The following is an 18,258-nucleotide window of genomic DNA, read 5'->3' on the forward strand; positions in this document are numbered from 1 at the left end:
TCCTGCTAAAAGGGAGATTTCATGAGACGTTCCCGCATCGCCGTCCTTATGAGTTCGCTTCTGCTCGCCGTAGGTACCGTCCTCACCGGGGCGACCACGGCAAGCGCCGCCACGGGCCCGTACGTGGCCCTCGGCGACTCCTACGCCTCGGGAGTCGGGGCCGGCAGCTACATCAGCACCAGCGGCGACTGCAAGCGCAGCACGAAGGCCCACCCCTATCTCTGGGCCGCCGCCAACGCACCCTCGTCGTTCTCCTTCATGGCCTGTTCGGGCGCGCGAACGGGTGATGTCCTGTCAGGTCAGCTCGGCCCGCTCAACTCCTCGACGAGCCTTGTCTCCATCAGCATCGGCGGCAACGACGCGGGCTTCGCCGACGTCATGACGACCTGTGTGCTCGGGTCCGACAGCACCTGTCTGAACCGCGTCGCCACCGCCCGCGCCTACGTCGACTCGACGCTGCCGGGCAGCCTGCGCAACGTCTACTCGGCGATCCGCAGCCGGGCGACCTCCGCGAAGGTCGTCGTGCTGGGCTACCCCCGCTTCTACAAGCTCGGCACCGCCTGCATCGGCCTGTCCGAGACCAAGCGCAAGGCCATCAACGACGCCTCCGACCACCTCAACAACAAGACCGCCGAAGTGGCCCGCAGTTACGGCTTCTCCTTCGGTGACGTCCGCGGCACCTTCACCGGCCACGAGCTCTGCTCCGGCGCCTCCTGGCTGCACAGCGTGAACTGGTCCAACATGGGCGAGTCGTACCACCCCACCGCGGCCGGCCAGTCCGGCGGCTACCTGCCCGTCCTGAACAGCCTGGACTGACCCGTCACGAAGAGGGCGTCACGGAGGCGGAGACCTCGTCCGTCGGGGTCTCCGCCACGCAGGTCACCGAGAACGGCACCGAGCCCGACGTGACCCGCACCGGGGACCGCACCTCCACGCCGATCGCGTTCTCGAACGTCCCGCCCTCGTCGTACGTCGTCACGACCGCGGTGTCCCGCCCGGTGCGCGAACCGCCCTGCGGGAACGACAGCGTCTTCCAGCCCGAGTCCAGGACGTCACCGTCCCGCGACACCCACCGGTAGCTCACAAGCGCCGGCAGCCGGCCCACCGTGAACGTCGCCGTGAAGGCCGGAGCTCGCCCGTGCGGCGGCGGACAGCTCCCGGAATACGCCGTGTTGGCGCCCGCCACGGTCACCGTGACCGACTGCGGCGGACGCGTGGTCGCCGGGCCACTGCCGCTCGGCGCCGGAGAAGGGGCCGCACTGCCCGGACCGGCCGTCTCCCGCGCGTCGCCACCGGTCTCCGCGGGCGAACTCACCGCCGCTCCCGGGTCGTTGGTGCCCGCGCCGCTCTCCCCGCCGCCCCCGTCGCCGTCGTTCAGCAGCGCGTACGTCAGCCCGCCCAGCGCCAGGACCGCGGCCACCGCACCCGCGATCAGCGCCGCCCCCGCCCGGCGACGGCGCTCCGGCCGTTCCCCGTCCGTCCGCGTGCCGTCCACCGTCGCCCCGCCGGCCGTCGCGCCACCCGGGCCCGGGGCGACCGGGGCCGGCATCGGTGGGGTCGGCGCCGGGCGAGGGTGGCCCGCCACCGTCGGCGCGTACGGGGACGCCCGCAGCGCGTCCGCCCGTGGCGTGCCGCCCGCGCCCACGAGCCGCAACTCCCGCTCGGCACGGTCGGCCGGCAGCCGCTCGGCGGGATCCTTGCGCAGCAGGCCCTCGATGACCGGGGCGAGCGGACCCGCCCGGCGCGGCGGCGGCAACTCCTCGTCGACGACGGCGCGCAGCGTGCTCAGCGGCGTGTCCTGACGGAACGGCGAGTGCCCCTCCACCGCCGCGTACAGCAGCACGCCCAGCGACCACAGGTCGGACTCGGGACCGGGCGTGCGCCCCAGCGCGCGCTCCGGGGCGAGGAACTCCGGGGAGCCGACGACCTCGCCGGTCATGGTCAGCGCGGAGCTGCCCTCGACCGTGGCGATCCCGAAGTCCGTGAGGACGATCCGGCCGTCGTTCGCGATGAGCACGTTCGCCGGCTTGACGTCCCGGTGCAGCACCCCCGCCCCGTGCGCCGCCCGCAGCGCGGCGAGCACCTCCGCGCCGATCGCCGCCGCGCGCGGCGGCGGCAGGGGCCCCTCGGCGTCCAGGACGTCCGCCAGGGACAGGCCGCGCACCAGCTCCATGACGATCCACGGCCGGTCGTCCTCGGTGGCCACGTCGTACACGGTCACCACGTTCCGGTCGGTGATCCGGGCCGCCGCCCACGCCTCCCGCTCCAGACGGGCGTACAGCCGCTGCACGTCGGAGGCGGGCAGCCCCGCCGGGGCGCGCACCTCCTTGACCGCCACCTCGCGGTGCAGGACCTCGTCACGGGCGCGCCACACCGTCCCCATGCCGCCCTCGCCGAGCGGCGACAGCAGTCGGTAACGACCGGCGATCACTCGCTCACTGCCCGGTTCCTCGGACACGTGCGCCCCCATTCGCAGCCGGGCGAATCATCCGCTTCTTTTGTGCTTCCTCACGAAAGTAGCTCAGCCGAGTGCGGATGCCGCCCCCCCTGAACACCAGTCCGGCCCCGACGGCCACGACGAGGAAGGCGGAGCCCAGCGGCACGGTGCGGCGCGCGAGGGCCACCAGCGGCCCGGAACGCGGGCGCCGGTTCAGCAGCCGGGCCACGCCACCGCCCAGCCGGACCACCGCCAGGCCGGCCGCGGTCAGGGTGAGGGCGAGGCCGAGGCCGTAGGCGACGACGAGCAGCAGGCCGAACCAGGCGTGGCCGAGCGCGGCGGCGCCGACGAGGACGACGACGGCCGAAGGGCTGGGCACGAGGCCTCCGGCGAAGCCGAGGAGGAGGGTGCCGCGGAGGGTGGGAGGCGGGTGGGGATGGCCCTGGGCGTGGGAATGGGCGTCGGAACGGGCCTGGGGGTGGGCCTGGGAATGGCTGTCGTCGTGGGTGTGCGCGTGGCCTTCGGAGTCCGGGTGGGCGTGGGCATGAGGGTGCTCGTGGGGGTGCGTGTGCCCCCGGTTGCGCAGGGCGCGGCGTACGAGGGTCGCGCCCGCCAGGGTCACCAGGACGCCGCTCGCGAGGCCGAGCCAGGCGAGCACGGCGGGCGTGGCGGCCGAACCGGCGGTGACCAGCACGCCGAGGGCGAGCACGCCCAGGGTGTGGGTGACGGTCACCGAGGCGGCCAGGGGCAGGACGTCCCCCGGGCGGGCCCGGCCGCCCCGCGCGGCGGCGGTCGCGGCCATCAGGGTCTTGCCGTGCCCGGGAGCCAGCGCGTGCGTCGCGCCGAGGGCGACGGCGACGGCCACGGCGAGCGCGGCGAGCCCGGCGCCGAGGTCCCGCCGGGCGAGCAGGGAGTCCAGGACCCGGGTGAAGCGGTCGGCGCCGAGCGGCAGTACGGCGGAGGCGCCGGTGGCGTCCCGGGCCTGCTCGGGCCGCCCCTCGTCACCGCTTGTCTCCTCGCCGCTTGTCCTTTCGCTGCTCGTTTCCTCGCCGCGTGCCTGATCGGAGAGGGCCGGGCCGCCGGGCCGCACCCGCAGGGACGCGGTCGCGGTGTCGGCGGGGGAGGAGAGCAACTCCTCGGGGTAGCGGGTCAGTTCGCGCGAGGCCGAAGCCGTCGGCACGTCGGACGCGGTGAGCGTCGTGCGGTCGCCGCGTGCGGTGATCTCCCGCCAGCCGGGCCCGGACGAGGCGCCAGCGGCGCGGAACCCGACCGCGACCGCCGCGTCCCCGGGCAGCGGAGCCGCCATCCGGCACTCCACCCGGACCGTGTCCAGACCGGCCTGGCCGGGACGCACGCGCGCGTGCCCGCGCCCCGGGGAGAGCGCGACGCGGCGCCCGTCGACGGTGACCTCGCTGTCCCGCGCGGCGTCGGCGCAGCGCCGCCGTGCCCACTCGGCGAGCCCCAGCCCGTCGATGCCGGGCCGCGCCTGCGTCGCCGGGATCTCGGCGAGGTCCTCGACGTGGTGGACGCGGAGTTCGCCGGGGGCGGCGACGAGGCCGTCGTAACGGTTGACGGTGAAGTTGCCGAGCGGGTGCGCGCTCGCGCCGGTGACGGGCACCAGCGCGAGCGCGCAGGCGGCCGTGAGGACGGCCGCCGCGAAGGCGAACGCGCGGCGGGGCGTCACCGGGTCGCCTCCGGTCCGAAGAGCGCCGCGCGTGCCTCGCGCGCGCCGAGGGGGGAGAAGTGGGGGTTGAGCCGCAGGGCGGCGCGCAGGGAGGCGCGGGCTTGCGCCGCGCGCCCCGTGGCCCGCTCGATCATGCCGCGGTGGAAGAGGAACGCGGCGTCGCGGTAGCCGGTCGCCGTGGCCCGGCGGGCGTACGGCAGGGCCTCCGCGTCCCGGCCGTTGACGTGCAGCGCCCACGCGAGCGCGTCCGCCGTGTGCACGGTGCGGCGGCGCGACCACTCGGCGCGGGCCGCGCGCAGCGCCGCCGCCCGGTCGCCGTGGTCGGCGGCGGCGAGCGCCGTGTCGAGGTCGGGGTTGACGCCGCCCGCGCGGGCGAGGCGCGTCCAGGCGTCGACGAGGGCGTACTGCGCGCGGGCCCTGGCCGCGTCCCCCTCGGCGCCGCGCGTCTCATACAGCTCGCCGAGCGCGACCAGCGGCCCGGGCAGCGGCCGACGGGCGGTGACGGTCTCCAGGTCACGGATGGCCCCGGCGACGTCACCACCGGCGGCCCGTGCCCTGGCCCGGACCTCCAGGGCGAGCACGTGGTCCTCGTCGGCGGCGAGGGCGCGGGCGCAGTGCCGCAGCGCGCGCTCGTGGTCGCCCTCCCGCCAGGCGAGCTGACCGAGCTGACCGGCGACGTACGCGACGTCCGCGGGGGCGGTGGCCGCGGCGAGCGCCTGTTCCAGCACGCGGCGCGCGGTGGCCGTGTCGCCGCGCAACTCCCGCACGTACGCGTACCGGGTGAACACCGGGATGCCCAGTCGCCGGTCGTCGGCGGTGTCGGCGGCGCGCGCCGCCGCGTCGTAACGGCCGAGTTCCACGAGGGCGTCGACACGGGTGGCCAGCGCGCGTTCGTTGTAGGGGTTGCGCCGCAGGGCGCGGTCCGCGAGGCCGAGGGCGCCCGGGAAGTCGTGCCGGGCGGCGGCCAGGGCGGCGCGGCCGGCGAGGGCCTGGTCGTTGCCGGGCGCCAGGTCGAGGGAGCGCCGCAGGGCCTTGTCGGCCCGGGGGTAATGCGAGGGGTCGCCCTGCGTCCGGGCCGCCTCCACATGGGCCGTCCCGAGGGCGGCCCAGCCCGCGAAGTCCGTCGGCCGGGCCCGCAACGAGCCGATGTCGGTTGCGCTGCCGGTGCCGCGCCACGCACCGGGCGCGGCCACGGCGACCCCCTCCCGCCCGTCCTGCCCCGCCCCGGCCACCACACCCCCGGCGCTCAGCACCAGGGCCAACAGCCCCACACACCCGACGAGCCGCACCCCGCGGCCGAGGCCGCGGGGACCGTCCTTCGGCTCCCGGTGACCCGGCAGCGGGCCGACCCCGGCCTCCCGGCCGGTCACGGGCGGGTCGGCCGGACGTGGGTCGGCCGGACGCGGGTCGGTCGTACTCGGGTCGGACTCCGGCGTGCCGCCCGCCCCCGGGGCGCCGTCGTTCGTACGCGGGGCCATGCCCCCTCCAAGTGGCTTGTTCCGTATGGAAGATGGGGAGCGGAGCGGCCCGCGCGCCGTGGGGGATGTATACGTTCGCGCGGGCCGCGCCGGTCGGTGGGGGCCGGTCAGTACGCCCGGCCCCGGCGGCGCCACCACAGCAGCCCCGCGCCGACCAGGACGACTCCGGCCGCGCCCGCCCCGGCGGAGACGGCGATGAGGGTCCGGTCGCCGGAGCCCGCCGCCCCGGCCGGGCGGAGCGCGTCGCCGAGTCCGCTGCGCACGTCGTTGCCCTCGGCCGTGCCCTCGGCGAGCGGTCCGCGCGAGCCCTCCGTCGGCTCGGCGAGGTACGGGAAGACGTGCCCGAACTCCTTGTCGTTGGCGTCGACCGCGTCGCCCAGGTCGTTCTTCGCACCCAGCAGCTCGCCCTCGACGACCTGGAGCGAGGCGTCGATGACGTCGTCGGTGAGCCGACGGCCGTTCGGGAAGCCCGCGTTGTCCCCGTCGAGCACCCCCAGGCGCTTCGGCTCGGCGGCCGGTTTCACCGACGTGTTGAGGCGCAACTGCTCCGAAGGAGTCACGTGCGGCGGGCGGTTGAGACCCTCGACGCCCTTGAGGAACACGTCGACCAGGTCGTCGCGCGGCTCGTCCGGCGCGTCGATCTTGTAGATCTGCTCGATGAGCTTCGGCAGTTCGGGGTTGGTCACGTTCGGCAGGAACCGCGCGTCGTCCGCCGGCGCCGACGCGTTGAACGCGTCCTTGTCCTTCAGCGGGTTGACGACCTCGTTCACCAGCGGGTTGCCCAGCCGCGAGACCTGCCGGAAGTGCCCCTGCGCGTTCTCGCGCCGCGTCGTCGACCAGATCCCGACCACCGGCTGCTCCGCCGACTCGGTGATCATGTGGTGCGGGACCTGGAGCGCCACGGAGTTGACGTTGTAGCCCTTGAGGGTGTCGTTCCCGACCTCGGACAGGTCCCCGCCGTACAGCAGGTCGAAGACCCTGAGGTCGAGGAAGAACGGGTCGTCGGCCTGACCGGCGAATGTGGTCACCCCGCCCGCCAGTCGGTGCACGGCCTGCCCGCGCAGCTTGCCGCAGTCCGGCATCGACGCCTTGCCCACGTTCGACGGCGCCACCGGCACGTCGTTGGCGAGCCTCGTCCTCGACGCCGGCCTCCCGTCCGCCGGCTTCAGCATCTCGATGTCGTACGTCTGCGTGACGTTGAGGTCCGGATCGTCCAGGCTCTCCACCGGACCCGTGTTGTAGAGGAACGTCTTGTCGTTCTTGACGTGCGTCGTGAACGTGTAGCGGAACAGCACGTCGCCCTGCGCGTCGCCGTCGTTGTCGACGTGGATGTCGTACTGCGCGTCCTCCGCGAACGGGAAGAAGTTCGGCCCGCCCGCGGGCTCCTGGAACGGGATCCAGTTCGCGATGAGGGTCGTCGTGTCCGGCTTGTCCGGACTCACGAACGCGTACACGTCCGTGGTGTCGTACTGCGGAGTCCCCGAGACCAACGGGGCCTCCCGGTGGCTGGAGGCGGCGGCCGCCTCCGGTCGCAGCGCGGTCGCCCCGGCGGCCGCGAGCCCCCCGGCGGCCAGCGCACCGCATACGAGGGTCGCGAGTGCCCCGCGTCCCGCACCGCTCCTGGAGTTGACTGTCATGCCGTCCGTCCTCCGTGCCGACTTGCCTGACGCACGGTGATTCGGAGCGCGGCCGCGGCCGGATTGGTCGCACCTGAGGAACCGGAAAGGACGCCGCCCGGCGGCGAGAACCGAAAAGGCCTCCGCGCGGCGCCACTTCACGTCCCCGGACCGCGATTTCCGCTCCCGGACCCGCGTTTCGGGCGCTCCCGTCCGTAATCCCCTCCGACAGCGCGCTCGCTGCGAACGCCTCGTGCGGGACGGGACGGTGGGAATGCCTCGGGTGTGGGGACGGGACGCGTGCGGCCGGAGAGAGGGGGACCGGGTGGCGGCGGACGAACTGCTGGTGCGCGTGGCCCGCGGTGACCAGCAGGCCTTCGAGGAGCTCTACGGGCTGGTGTCCGGGCCCGTCTACGGACTCGTGCGGCGCGTGGTGCGCGACCCCGCGCAGTCCGAGGAGGTCGCCCAGGAGGTGCTGCTCGAACTGTGGCGCTCCGCCGCGCGGTTCGACCCCGGCCGGGGCAGCGCGCTGTCCTGGGTCCTCACCCTCGCCCACCGCCGCGCCGTGGACCGGGTGCGCAGCGCCCGCGCGGCCGACGAACGCGAGCAGCGCGAGGCGCGGCGCGCGACCGGGCCCGCCTTCGACCAGGTCGCCGAGGAGGTCGAGGCCGGCCTCGAACGCGAGTGGGTGCGCCGCTGCCTGGACCGCCTCACCACCCTCCAGCGGCAGTCCGTCACCCTCGCCTACTACGAGGGCTACACCTACCGTGAGGTCGCCGAACGGCTGTCCCTGCCGCTGGGCACCGTCAAGACGAGAATGCGCGACGGCCTCACCCGGCTGCGCGAGTGCCTGGGAGGTGCCGCATGAGCGTGATCGGCCGGCTGCTGCGGCGCGGGGACCCGCACTCCCTCGCCGCCCCCTACGCGCTCGACGCCCTGGAGCCCGCCGAACGGGTCCGCTTCGACAAGCACCTCGGCCGCTGCGCCCGCTGCGCCGCCGAGGTGCGGGCGCTGACCGAGGACGCGGTCCGGCTCGCCTGGTCCACGGCCGTCCCGGCACCGCCCGCCCTGCGCGACCGCGTCCTGGCCGCCGTACGCGAGACGCCGCAGGAACCCGCCCCGCAGCACGCCGCACGCGCGAGGCCCCAGGAATCCGCGGCGCAGCACGCCGCACGCGCCGGCGCGGGCCAGTTGCCCCCGCACGTGTGGGGGACCGAGCCGCCCCCGGCACGCACACCTGCGCCCCGCATGCGCCCCCTGCTCGTGCCGTTCGCCACCGCGACCGCCGCCGCGGCCCTCGTCGTCGCGTCCCTCTTCGCCGTGCAGGCCGCCCGCACGCAGGACGAGCTGACCGCCGAACGGGACCGCGCACGTGAGATCGCCCACGTTCTCGCCGCGCCCGACGCACGGGCCGCGACCGGCCGGGACGCCCGGGGACGCGGGATCGGAGTAATCGCTTCCGCCTCCGAGGGGCGGGCAGTCGTCACCGCCGCCGACTACGACGACCCGCCGGACGGCCGGGTCCACCAGCTCTGGCTCATGCGCCCGAACGCCCGACCGCGCTCCCTCGGCCTCCTTGACGGCGACACGCCCCTCGTGGCGTCCGGTCTCGAGCGGTCCGCGACGTCACTCGCCGTAACGGTCGAACCCGACGGCGGATCACCGCAACCCACCGGCCAGCCGGTTGTCCAACTCACCCTGAAATCGGTCGGATTCGGAGAGTAATCGTCAACCCCCTTGCGGGGAAGGTGAATCCTGTGACCGCGATACACGAGTGCCCCATGAGGGCGATAGGGTTACTCTGCCCGGGCCGGGTGGACTCGTACGGGTGGGGAGTGACATGGAACAGATAACAGTGCGCAGCAGGGCGAGGGTCCCTGCGATCACCTGCGGGAGCAGCGCGACCAGCTCGCGTCTCGACCGCCATCTCGCCGTGCTGGGCGGTCCCGCCGTCCCGCAGCGGGAGACGCTGGAGGCGACGTCGCTGATGCGTGAGCTGACCGCGCGTGACACCACGCACGGCCGCAGCGGCAGGGGCGCGCGCGTCAGGCGCGTCTCGCTCTTCGCTCCACTGCGCCGGCTGCGTCGCACGCTCTTCGGCAGCAGGTAGACCCGCGCTCGCCGGCCGCACCGTCCCGGCTCGGCACCGCTCTCGCGCCGTCCGTCATCCCCACGGCGCGCCCGCGGCGCCACAGGTGCGACCTGAGCGCGGGCCTTCACCCGTCACCCCTGCCCCCTCCCCGCCCGGCAGGATCGTTCACCGTTCTTTCCCCGTCCGGCCACTCGCGGCTCGCCACGCGTATCAACGCACCGCGAGCGGCGCGCCCGTTCGCGTCCCAAGGGCCCTACAGCAGCGCCAGTTGGCCCTCCGGGCCCTCCTCGTCCAGCGTCAGGACCGATGACGGGCGGCGCGCGTGGTGCGGCACCGGGAGGACGCCCGCCGCGCGCAGCTCCGACGCCGTGATGCCGTCCGGCACCCGCAACTCCTCCCGCCGCGGCAGCAGTTCGGCGAGCAGGGCCGTCACCGTGATCAGCTCCAGGAGTTCCGACGTCCAGGTCTGGGGCCAGGTCGCCGGGCCGACGGCGGCGAGCGTGCCCGGCTCGCCCGGCGTCGTCCGGGCCGTGAACCACTGCTCCAGCACCCGGACTCCGCCCGCCTCGAACTCCCAGGCCTCTGGCGGGACGGGGGAGATCCGGCCCTCGTCCAGGTGGAGGCTCTCCTCGTCGCGGTCGTAGTGGAGGGTCAGGGGGCGGGCGGGGAGCGGGGCGCGGACGTAGGGGCGGCGGCCGCCGGGCAGCTTGGGGCGTTCACCGTCACGGCGCTGGAGCCACAGGGCGCGGCGGCCCAGTTCGACGCCGCGGGACCAGAGTCCGGGGTCCCGGGTGAGGGGGACGGTGTGGTCGGGGCGCACGGTGGCGAGCGTCCAGGCCAGGAAGTCCAGCGGGTCGGGGGAGTGGCCGAGGTGCTCCAGCAGCCCCGGGGCCAGATTGGGCTCGGCGCCGCCGGGGCGCCGGTACAGCGGGCGGATCCGGCCGGTGCGCAGCGTCGGGAACAGGGATGTCGCGAGGAGGTGCGGAGGGCCCGCCGTCTCCACCACGAAGACCTGGCGCTCGTCCGCCACCCGCCACAGCTCGGGACGGGCCGCGTCGATCAGCCGGTGGTCGGGGATCAGCCACCGCTCGTCGAACGGCGCGGACAGCACCCGCACCGGCTCCGGACACGGCCCCGAGGCCCGCGCCAGCCGCTCCGTACCGCCACTGCGGCCGGGGAGCCGGCCCACCGCCGTGTACGGGGTACGGGTGCGCGTCGGCTCCAACAGGGCCGCGCGGTCGGCTCCTTCGGCCTTCATCAGGGCGTCCCAGCGGGCCTTCAGGGACGCCGGGTCGGGGGCCGTCGGCCACCCCCGGCCGATGCGCGGCGGTGCGACGGACCACGGCATGAGGTCCGCCAACGGCGGAGCGTCGTCGTACGTCACGCCCGGCATCGTACGACGCCCGGCCCCGCCGGGGGCGAGGCCCCGTCCCCGGCGAACCCCTCCGGGGCGCCGGCCGGCCCTACGTCGCGTCCAGCGTCACCGTGAAGGAGAAGCAGTCCCCCCGGTAGTGGATCACCGCCACGTCCAGGACGCGGCCCCGGGCGTCGTACGTCACGCCCGTGTAGTGCAGGATCGGGCTCAGCAGCGGCACCTGGAGCAGACGCGCCGTCTCCGGGTCCGCGAGGCGGGCCTCCACCGTGTCCGTGATGCGGCTGATGTCCGCGCCGACCACGTCCCGCAGCACCTTGGTCATCGGCCAGCGGGTCAGGTCCTCCACGTCGACGCGGTCGGCCAGTTCCGGACGGACGTAGTTGCGGGCGTGGTTGGTCGGCTCGCCGGTCTTCTCGTCGCTGCGCAGCCGGTGATACGTGCCCACCTCGCCCGCATCCGGGAAGTACTCGGCCAGTTCGGCGGGGACCGGGGCCCTGCCGTGGCCGAGCAGTTCCGTCGTCATGCCGGACTGCTGGGCCACGATCGCGTCCACCGAGCCGAGCAGCCGGACCGGGGCGCCCCGCCGGGCGTGCGGCTCGATGAACGTGCCCCGCCGGCGGTGCCGCGTGATGAGCCCCTCCTCCTCCAGCTCCTTCAGCGCCTGCCGCATGGTCAGCACGCTCACGCCGTAATGCCCGGCCAACTGCTCCTCGGTGGGCAGGCGCAGCGGCTCCCGGGGCGAGCGGCCGAGGATCGAGGCGCGCAGCGACTGCGACACCTGGTACCAGAGCGGCAGCTTGCGGTTCAGGACGATCGAGTCCGGGGCGAAGGAGGTCACGGGCCCATCCGTACCGGTCGGCACTGCTCAGGGCAAGGGGCGGAAGTGCCGCTGAAGGCCCTGCCAGACGTCGTCGTACCCGCGCTGGAGGTGCTCCGCGCGGGCCGCGTGCGGCGTCAGCGTCACCGGCCAGCGCGTCTCGAACATGAACGCCAGGCCGTCGTCGACCTTGTGCGGCTTCAGTTCGGCCGCGCTCGCCCGGTCGAAGGTCTCCCGGTCCGGGCCGTGCGCCGACATCATGTTGTGCAGCGAGCCCCCGCCGGGCACGAAGCCCTCCGCCTTCGCGTCGTAGGCGCCCTCCACCAGGCCCATGTACTCGCTCATCACGTTCCGGTGGAAGTACGGCGGCCGGAACGTGTCCTCGCCCACCAGCCAGCGCGGCGCGAACACCACGAAGTCCACGCCCGCCAGGCCCGGCGTGTCCGACGGCGAGGTCAGCACCGTGAAGATCGACGGGTCGGGGTGGTCGTAGGAGATGCTGCCGATGACGTTGAAGCGGCGCAGGTCGTACACGTACGGCACGTGGTTGCCGTGCCAGGCGACGACGTCGAGCGGGGAGTGGTCGTAGGTGGCCGCCCACAGGTTGCCGCAGTACTTGTTGACCACCTCCACCGGGCCCTCCACGTCCTCGTACGCGGCGACCGGCGCGCGGAAGTCCCTTGGGTTCGCGAGGCCGTTGGCGCCGATCGGGCCGAGGTCGGGCAGGCGGAACGGGGCGCCGTAGTTCTCGCAGACGTAACCGCGGGCCGTGGCGTCGAGCAGGTCCACGCGGAAGCGGACGCCGCGCGGGACCAGCGCCACGTCGCCCGGTTCGGCGTGCAGCAGGCCGAACTCGGTGCGCAGCAGCAGTCCGCCGCGCTCGGGCACGATCAGCAGCTCGCCGTCGGAGTCGCTGAAGACGCGCTCCATCGAGGAGTTGGCGTGGTAGAGGTGCACGGCCATGCCGGTGCGCTGGGTGACGTCGCCGTTGCCGCCGAGGGTCCACAGGCCGGCCACGAAGTCCGTCCCGGCGGGGGGTTCGGGCAGCGGGTTCCAGCGCAGCCGGTTCGGGTCGGGGACGGTCTGCGTGAAGGGCGCCGTGCGCAGCGCGCCGTTGCCCGTGCGGGTGAACGCCGGGTGCGCGGCCGACGGGCGGATGCGGTACAGCCACGAGCGCCGGTTGTGGGCCCTCGGCTCGGTGAACGCCGAACCGCTGAGCTGCTCCGCGTACAGCCCGAGCGGGGCCCGCTGCGGCGAGTTGCGGCCCTCGGGCAGCGCGCCCGGCACGGCCTCGGAGCTGTGCTCGTTGCCGAAGCCGGAGAGATAGGTCAGCCCTTCGGCGGTCTTCCTGACCTCCCCGCGCTCGAACACGCTCCCGCGGGCGGTGCCCCCATCGCTCATGATCGCTCCCTTGCCCTCACACGGCTGCCCGAACCGGCTCCCGATTCCTATGCAACACCGTAGGATTGCGTCGTCGCTTGTGCAAGAGGGCGCCGGGCGTCCGCGCACGGGCCTCCTCCTGAAGGTCCCCGCCGTGTCCTCATCAGGAACGACCAGAACCAGACTTCAGGGGGATACGGCCGGTCGCACCCGTGTTCTACGCTCCCCGGCATGTCGTGGACGCGGGGCATCCTGGCGGCGCTCGCGGTCTGGGTCACGCTGTCGGCCGGACCCGTGGGCTGCGGCACCGGTGATGCGCGAGAGACGGGGAACGGGGAGTCGTCGGAGGCCGCCGGCCGGCTCCTCGACGAGACCGACGAGCAGGGCCGCCCCTACCGCGAGGTCGGCGGGGAGAACACCCCCGGCGTCGGCGTCGAGGTGCAGCCCGAGGAGGACGGCGGCTGGGGCGTACGCCTGACGCTGCGCGACTTCCGTCTCTCACCGCCCGGCACCCGCGAGCGCGCCGTGCCGGGCCACGGACTCGCGCACCTCTACGTGGACGACCGGCTCGTCACCCGGCTGCACACCCCCGAGCACCGGCTCCCCGCCGTCCCGCGCGGCACCCACCGCGTCACCGCCCGGCTGTACGCCGACGACGGCACCGTGTGGGTGGTCGACGGCAAGCCGGTGGAGAGCACCGCGGACATCACCGTCTCGGCGCCCACCCCCTGAAGGGCGTTCACCCTCTGAAGGGTGGTGCGGAAGACGGTGTCCAAGCTTTGGGGCGAGGTTCACCGGACGGCTGCGGAGCGGCATGATGAACCTCGTGCCCCACCCGACATCGCTCCGGCGCGCGCCCATACAGCGGCGCAGCGCCGAACGGCTGGCCCGGATCCTCGACGCCTGCGCCGACCTGCTCGACGAGGTCGGTTACGACGCCCTGACCACCCGGTACGTCGCGCAGCGCGCCGGCGTGCCGATCGGCTCGGTCTACCGGTTCTTCGGCAACAAGCGGGAGATGGTCGACGCGCTCGCCCAGCGCAACCTGGAGCGCTACACCGACCGGGTCACGGAGCGGCTGCGGCAGTCCGGCGGCGAGGGCTGGCGCGCGGCCCTGGACACCGTGCTCGACGAGTACCTGGAGATGAAGCGCACCGCGCCCGGCTTCTCCCTGGTCGACTTCGGCAACCAGATCCCGGTCGGGGCGCGCGAGGGTGAGCCGAACACCCGGGTCGCCGACCGCTTCACCGAACTGCTCGCCGGCCACCTGCGCCGCGAGCCGGACGAGGAACTGCGCCGCACCTTCCTGGTCGCCGTGGAAACCGCCGACACCCTCGTCCACCTCGCCTTCCGGATGACCCCCGGAGGCGACCGGAAGATCATCGCGGAGACCCGGGAGATCCTCCGGGCGTACTTGGCGCGGGTCCTGGACTGAGGCGCGGCGACCCCCCGCGCGCACCCCCGTCCGCAAGGGCCTCCCCAACATGCCTACCGGTCGGTATGCTCACGGCGATCGAGCGTCACTGCTGCCGCCACCCTCCGGGAGGACCACGTGTCCCGCACCGCTCTGCGAATCTGCCCCTTGTGCGAGGCCACCTGCGGGCTGACCCTCACCATCGACGGCACCCGCGTCACGGCCGCCCGCGGTGACCGCGACGACGTGTTCAGCAAGGGGTTCATCTGCCCCAAGGGCGCCTCCTTCGGCGCCGTCGACGGTGACCCCGACCGGCTGCGCGGCCCGCTGGTGCGCCGCGACGGCGAGCTGCGCGAGGCCACCTGGGAGGAGGCCTTCGACGCCGTCGCCGCCGGCCTGCGCCACGTCGTGGAGCGCGACGGGCCGAACGCGGTGGGCGTCGTCCTCGGCAACCCCAACGTGCACACCATGGCCGGCGGCCTCTACCCGCCGCTCCTGATCGGCGGACTCGGCACCCGGAGCGTCTTCAGCGCCTCCACGGTGGACCAGATGCCCAAGCACGTGTCCTGCGGGCTCATGTACGGCGACGCCCACCTGATCCCCGTGCCCGACCTGGACCACACCGACCACCTCCTCCTCATCGGCGCCAACCCGCTGGAGTCCAACGGCAGTCTGTGCACCGCCCCCGACTTCCCCGGCAAGCTCAGGGCCCTCAAGGCCCGCGGCGGCACCCTCACCGTCATCGACCCGCGCCGCACCCGCACCGCCAAGCTCGCCGACCGGCACGTCGCGATCCGCCCCGGCGCCGACGCGCTGCTCCTCGCGGCGATGGCGACCGTCCTGTTCGAAGAGCGCCTCACCGACCTCGGCGACCTCGCCCCGCACGTCCAGGGGCTGGAGGAACTCGCGGACGCCGTACGGGACTTCACCCCCGAGTCCGTCGCCGCCGCCTGCGACGTCGACGCCGACACGATCCGCGCCCTCGCCCGGGAACTGGCCGCCGCGCCCACCGCCGCCGTCTACGCCCGCATCGGCAGCTGCACCGTCCCGCACGGCACCCTCGCCAGCTGGCTCGTGGACGTCCTCAACGTCCTCACCGGCAACCTCGACCGGCCCGGCGGCGCCCTCTTCCCGCAGGCCGCCACCGACCGCACCCCGCGCCCCGCGGGACCCGGCCGCGGCTTCGCCCTGGGCCGCTGGCGCTCCCGCGTGAGCAAGCACCCGGAGGCGAAGGGCGAGCTGCCGCTGTCCGCGCTCGCCGAGGAGATCGACACCGCCACCGCCGAGGGCGCGCCGATCCGCGCCCTGATCACCGTCGCCGCCAACCCCGTCCTGTCCGCGCCCGACGGCGACCGCCTCGACAAGGCGCTGGACTCCCTCGACTTCATGGTCAGCGTCGACCCGTACCTCAACGAGACCTCGCGCCACGCCGACGTCGTCCTGCCGCCGCCCCCGCCCGGCCAGAGCCCGCACCACGACTTCGCGTTCAACACCCTCGCCGTCCGCAATCAGGTCCGCTACACCCGCCCCGCGGTCCCGCTGGAGCCCGGCCGCATGCTCGAGACGGAGATCCTGGCCCGGCTGATCCTCGCCGCGACGGGCATGCACGGCGCCGACCCGGCCGCCGTCGACGCCATGGTGATCGAGCAGACCCTCGCCAAGGCGGTCGGCGAGGCCCACTCCCCGGTGCACGGACGCGATCCCGAGGAACTGGCCGCGCTGCTCACCGGCGTCGACGGCCCCGAGCGGCGGCTCGACATGATGCTCCGCCTCGGCCCGTACGGCGACGGATTCGGCGCCCGGCCGGGCGGGCTGTCCCTCGCCGAACTGCTCGACCACCCGCACGGCATCGACCTCGGTCCGCTCGCCTCCCGCCTGCCGCAGCCGCTGAAGACCCGCAGCGGCAAGGTGGAACTCCTGCCGGCCCCGATCGCCGACGACCTGCCGCGCCTGCGCGCCGCCATGACCGGGCGCGCCGCGGGAATCGTCCTCGTGGGCCGCCGCCACCTGCGCTCCAACAACAGCTGGATGCACAACGTGCCCGCCCTCACCGGCGGCACCAACCGCTGCACCCTCCACATCCACCCCGACGACGCCCGGCGCCTCGGCGTCACCGACGGCAGCCCGGTGCGGGTGACGGGCGCCGGGGGAGCGGTGACCGCCCCCGCCGAGGTCACCGACGGCATCCGCCCCGGCGTCGTGAGCCTGCCGCACGGCTGGGGCCACGACCGCCCCGGCACCCGGCTCCGGCACGCGGCCACCGATCCCGGCGTCAACGTCAACCAGCTCCTCGACGGCAGCCTCCTCGACCCGCTGTCCGGCAACGCGGTCCTCAACGGCGTCCCCGTCGAGCTCGCGCCGGTGCCCGAAACGCTCGGCGCCATGACCTGAGCAAAGCTGTGACCTGGAGTTTTGCGCTTATTGCTCGCAGGTCAACGTCTTGTGACGCCGCTCGACGGGACCTAACGTCGCTCGCACCGCCGGCCCTGGTGGGATGTTCAAGGGCGAACGTTAGGTATCCATTTCATGCTGACCATCCTCGGCTTCGCCATGATCGCGACCTTCCTGGTCCTGATCATGCTGAAGAAGATGTCGCCGATCGCGGCGCTCGTGCTGATCCCCGCGCTGTTCTGCGTGTTCGTCGGCAAGGGCGCCGAGCTCGGCGGCTACGTCATCGACGGCGTGACCGACCTCGCCCCCACCGCGGCGATGCTCATGTTCGCGATCGTCTACTTCGGGGTGATGATCGACGTCGGGCTGTTCGACCCGATCGTCCGGGGGATCCTCAGGTTCTGCCGGGCCGACCCGATGCGCGTCGTCGTGGGCACCGCGCTGCTCGCCGCGATCGTCTCGCTGGACGGCGACGGCTCGACCACCTTCATGATCACCGTCTCGGCGATGTACCCCCTGTACAAGCGCCTGAAGATGAGCCTGGTCGTGATGACCGGCGTCGCCGCGATGGCCAACGGCGTGATGAACACCCTGCCCTGGGGCGGCCCGACCGCCCGCGCCGCCACCGCCCTCAAGCTGGACGCCAGCGACATCTTCGTCCCGATGATCCCGGCCCTCGCCGTCGGCCTGCTCGGCGTCATCGGCCTCTCGTACGTCCTCGGCCTGCGCGAGCGCAAGCGGCTCGGCGTGCTCACCCTGGACGAGGTGCTCGTCGAGGAGCCGGAGACGGTCCTGGCCGGCTCCGGCGGCACGGGCAGCGCGGGCGGCATCGGCAAGGGCGTCGCCAAGTCCTCCGCCGTCACCGGGCGTTCGGGCTCCGGCACCGACGCCGAGTCCGAGGAGCCCGCCGACGCGGACGCCGGACTCCAGGGCCTCGACCCGAACCGGCCCACCCTGCGGCCCAAGCTGTACTGGTTCAACGCGGGCCTCACGGTCGTCCTGCTCACCGCCATGATCATGGAGTGGCTGCCGATCCCGGTGCTGTTCCTCCTCGGCGCCGCGCTCGCGCTCACCGTCAACTTCCCGCACATCCCGGACCAGAAGGCCCGCCTCGCCGCCCACGCCGACAACGTCCTGAACGTCTCCGGCATGGTCTTCGCCGCCGCCGTCTTCACCGGCGCCCTCCAGGGCACCGGCATGGTCGACCACATGGCCCGCTGGATGGTCGACGTCATCCCGGACGGCATGGGCCCGCACATGGGCCTCGTCACCGGCCTGCTGAGCCTGCCGCTCACCTACTTCATGTCGAACGACGGCTTCTACTTCGGCATCCTGCCGGTCCTCGCCGAGGCCGGCGCCGCGCACGGCGTGTCCCCGGTGGAGATCGCCCGCGCCTCGATCGTCGGCCAGCCGCTGCACATGTCCAGCCCGCTCGTCCCCGCCGTGTACGTCCTGGTCGGCATGGCCAGGGTCGAGTTCGGCGACCACACCCGGTTCGTCGTGAAGTGGGCCGCCCTCACCTGCCTGGTCATCCTCGCGGCGGGCATCCTCTTCGGCATCATCTGACCCCCCGG

The 18,258-nt window shown here is 74.1% G+C and carries 14 protein-coding genes and 1 pseudogene; 8 read left to right on the forward strand and 7 right to left on the reverse strand.

Going from position 1 to position 18,258, the window contains the following annotated elements; all coding sequences use genetic code 11:
- Window positions 1-21 precede the first annotated feature (21 nt).
- Window positions 22-816, forward strand: coding sequence for an SGNH/GDSL hydrolase family protein (locus ACZ7D7_RS32020; protein ID WP_470828889.1), 795 nt, complete (start codon window positions 22-24; stop codon window positions 814-816).
- 4 nt (window positions 817-820) lie between these two features.
- Here ACZ7D7_RS32020 and ACZ7D7_RS32025 read toward each other — a convergent pair whose 3' ends face one another.
- The 4 genes and pseudogenes from ACZ7D7_RS32025 to ACZ7D7_RS32040 all read right to left on the reverse strand — a co-directional run bounded on the left by ACZ7D7_RS32025 (window position 821) and on the right by ACZ7D7_RS32040 (window position 7,236).
- The gene (locus ACZ7D7_RS32025) at window positions 821-2,470 is read right to left on the reverse strand and encodes a serine/threonine-protein kinase (RefSeq protein WP_470828891.1); all 1,650 of its coding nucleotides are present in this window, start codon (window positions 2,468-2,470) and stop codon (window positions 821-823) included.
- Window positions 2,471-2,521: 51 nt separating this feature from the next.
- Window positions 2,522-4,121: pseudogene (locus ACZ7D7_RS32030) on the reverse strand (urease accessory protein UreH domain-containing protein).
- Window positions 4,118-5,599, reverse strand: a complete 1,482-nt coding sequence (locus ACZ7D7_RS32035) for a tetratricopeptide repeat protein (RefSeq protein ID WP_470828892.1) — start codon at window positions 5,597-5,599, stop codon at window positions 4,118-4,120. Before ACZ7D7_RS32035 ends, ACZ7D7_RS32030 begins: the two are co-directional and overlap by 4 nt.
- A 107-nt stretch (window positions 5,600-5,706) precedes the next feature.
- The gene (locus tag ACZ7D7_RS32040; protein ID WP_470828894.1) at window positions 5,707-7,236 is read right to left on the reverse strand and encodes a DUF4331 domain-containing protein; all 1,530 of its coding nucleotides are present in this window, start codon (window positions 7,234-7,236) and stop codon (window positions 5,707-5,709) included.
- 304 nt (window positions 7,237-7,540) lie between these two features.
- Here ACZ7D7_RS32040 and ACZ7D7_RS32045 point away from each other — a divergent pair, with 304 nt between their 5' ends.
- The 3 genes from ACZ7D7_RS32045 (at window position 7,541) to ACZ7D7_RS32055 (ending at window position 9,325) form a co-directional block, all read left to right on the forward strand.
- Window positions 7,541-8,083: a sigma-70 family RNA polymerase sigma factor gene (locus tag ACZ7D7_RS32045; RefSeq protein ID WP_470828895.1), complete on the forward strand. Its 543-nt coding sequence runs from the start codon at window positions 7,541-7,543 to the stop codon at window positions 8,081-8,083.
- Window positions 8,080-8,940 carry an anti-sigma factor gene (locus ACZ7D7_RS32050; protein WP_470828896.1) on the forward strand — a complete coding sequence of 287 codons (861 nt, stop codon included), beginning with the start codon at window positions 8,080-8,082 and terminating at the stop codon, window positions 8,938-8,940. Before ACZ7D7_RS32045 ends, ACZ7D7_RS32050 begins: the two co-directional genes overlap by 4 nt.
- Window positions 8,941-9,055: 115 nt before the next feature.
- Window positions 9,056-9,325, forward strand: a complete 270-nt coding sequence (locus tag ACZ7D7_RS32055; protein WP_470828897.1) for a hypothetical protein — start codon at window positions 9,056-9,058, stop codon at window positions 9,323-9,325.
- A 235-nt stretch (window positions 9,326-9,560) separates the two neighbouring features.
- On the opposite strand, the gene ACZ7D7_RS32060 is transcribed toward ACZ7D7_RS32055, so the two are convergent.
- From ACZ7D7_RS32060 to hmgA, 3 genes are all read right to left on the reverse strand, one after another.
- Window positions 9,561-10,700, reverse strand: coding sequence for a type ISP restriction/modification enzyme (locus ACZ7D7_RS32060; protein ID WP_470828898.1), 1,140 nt, complete (start codon window positions 10,698-10,700; stop codon window positions 9,561-9,563).
- Window positions 10,701-10,770: 70 nt separating this feature from the next.
- Window positions 10,771-11,520 (reverse strand): GntR family transcriptional regulator, encoded by a 750-nt coding sequence (locus ACZ7D7_RS32065; RefSeq protein WP_470828899.1) that lies wholly within the window; start codon window positions 11,518-11,520, stop codon window positions 10,771-10,773.
- A gap of 27 nt (window positions 11,521-11,547) precedes the next feature.
- Complete coding sequence (gene hmgA, locus ACZ7D7_RS32070) at window positions 11,548-12,900, reverse strand: homogentisate 1,2-dioxygenase (RefSeq protein ID WP_470828900.1); 1,353 nt, start codon at window positions 12,898-12,900, stop codon at window positions 11,548-11,550.
- A gap of 210 nt (window positions 12,901-13,110) precedes the next feature.
- Here hmgA and ACZ7D7_RS32075 point away from each other — a divergent pair, with 210 nt between their 5' ends.
- The 4 genes from ACZ7D7_RS32075 to ACZ7D7_RS32090 all read left to right on the forward strand — a co-directional run bounded on the left by ACZ7D7_RS32075 (window position 13,111) and on the right by ACZ7D7_RS32090 (window position 18,250).
- Complete coding sequence (locus ACZ7D7_RS32075) at window positions 13,111-13,611, forward strand: hypothetical protein (protein WP_470828902.1); 501 nt, start codon at window positions 13,111-13,113, stop codon at window positions 13,609-13,611.
- A gap of 85 nt (window positions 13,612-13,696) precedes the next feature.
- Window positions 13,697-14,314, forward strand: coding sequence for a TetR/AcrR family transcriptional regulator (locus ACZ7D7_RS32080; protein ID WP_470828987.1), 618 nt, complete (start codon window positions 13,697-13,699; stop codon window positions 14,312-14,314).
- Between the two features lie 117 nt (window positions 14,315-14,431).
- Complete coding sequence (locus ACZ7D7_RS32085; RefSeq protein WP_470828903.1) at window positions 14,432-16,684, forward strand: molybdopterin oxidoreductase family protein; 2,253 nt, start codon at window positions 14,432-14,434, stop codon at window positions 16,682-16,684.
- 135 nt (window positions 16,685-16,819) lie between these two features.
- On the forward strand, window positions 16,820-18,250 hold the full coding sequence (locus ACZ7D7_RS32090; RefSeq protein ID WP_470828905.1) for a CitMHS family transporter: 1,431 nt from the start codon (window positions 16,820-16,822) through the stop codon (window positions 18,248-18,250).
- Window positions 18,251-18,258: the final 8 nt, after the last annotated feature.

This window comes from Streptomyces sp. NPDC037054 (assembly GCF_055606745.1).

Bases quoted from the DNA above. Each gene is read 5' to 3' on its own strand.
- ACZ7D7_RS32060 (WP_470828898.1), bottom strand. From the start codon at position 10,700: ATGCCGGGCGTGACGTACGACGACGCTCCGCCGTTGGCGGACCTCATG.
- ACZ7D7_RS32025 (WP_470828891.1), bottom strand. From the start codon at position 2,470: ATGGGGGCGCACGTGTCCGAGGAACCGGGCAGTGAGCGAGTGATCGCC.
- ACZ7D7_RS32090 (WP_470828905.1), top strand. From the start codon at position 16,820: ATGCTGACCATCCTCGGCTTCGCCATGATCGCGACCTTCCTGGTCCTG.
- hmgA (WP_470828900.1), bottom strand. From the start codon at position 12,900: ATGAGCGATGGGGGCACCGCCCGCGGGAGCGTGTTCGAGCGCGGGGAG.
- ACZ7D7_RS32080 (WP_470828987.1), top strand. From the start codon at position 13,697: ATGAACCTCGTGCCCCACCCGACATCGCTCCGGCGCGCGCCCATACAG.
- ACZ7D7_RS32020 (WP_470828889.1), top strand. From the start codon at position 22: ATGAGACGTTCCCGCATCGCCGTCCTTATGAGTTCGCTTCTGCTCGCC.
- ACZ7D7_RS32040 (WP_470828894.1), bottom strand. From the start codon at position 7,236: ATGACAGTCAACTCCAGGAGCGGTGCGGGACGCGGGGCACTCGCGACC.
- ACZ7D7_RS32050 (WP_470828896.1), top strand. From the start codon at position 8,080: ATGAGCGTGATCGGCCGGCTGCTGCGGCGCGGGGACCCGCACTCCCTC.
- ACZ7D7_RS32055 (WP_470828897.1), top strand. From the start codon at position 9,056: ATGGAACAGATAACAGTGCGCAGCAGGGCGAGGGTCCCTGCGATCACC.
- ACZ7D7_RS32035 (WP_470828892.1), bottom strand. From the start codon at position 5,599: ATGGCCCCGCGTACGAACGACGGCGCCCCGGGGGCGGGCGGCACGCCG.
- ACZ7D7_RS32075 (WP_470828902.1), top strand. From the start codon at position 13,111: ATGTCGTGGACGCGGGGCATCCTGGCGGCGCTCGCGGTCTGGGTCACG.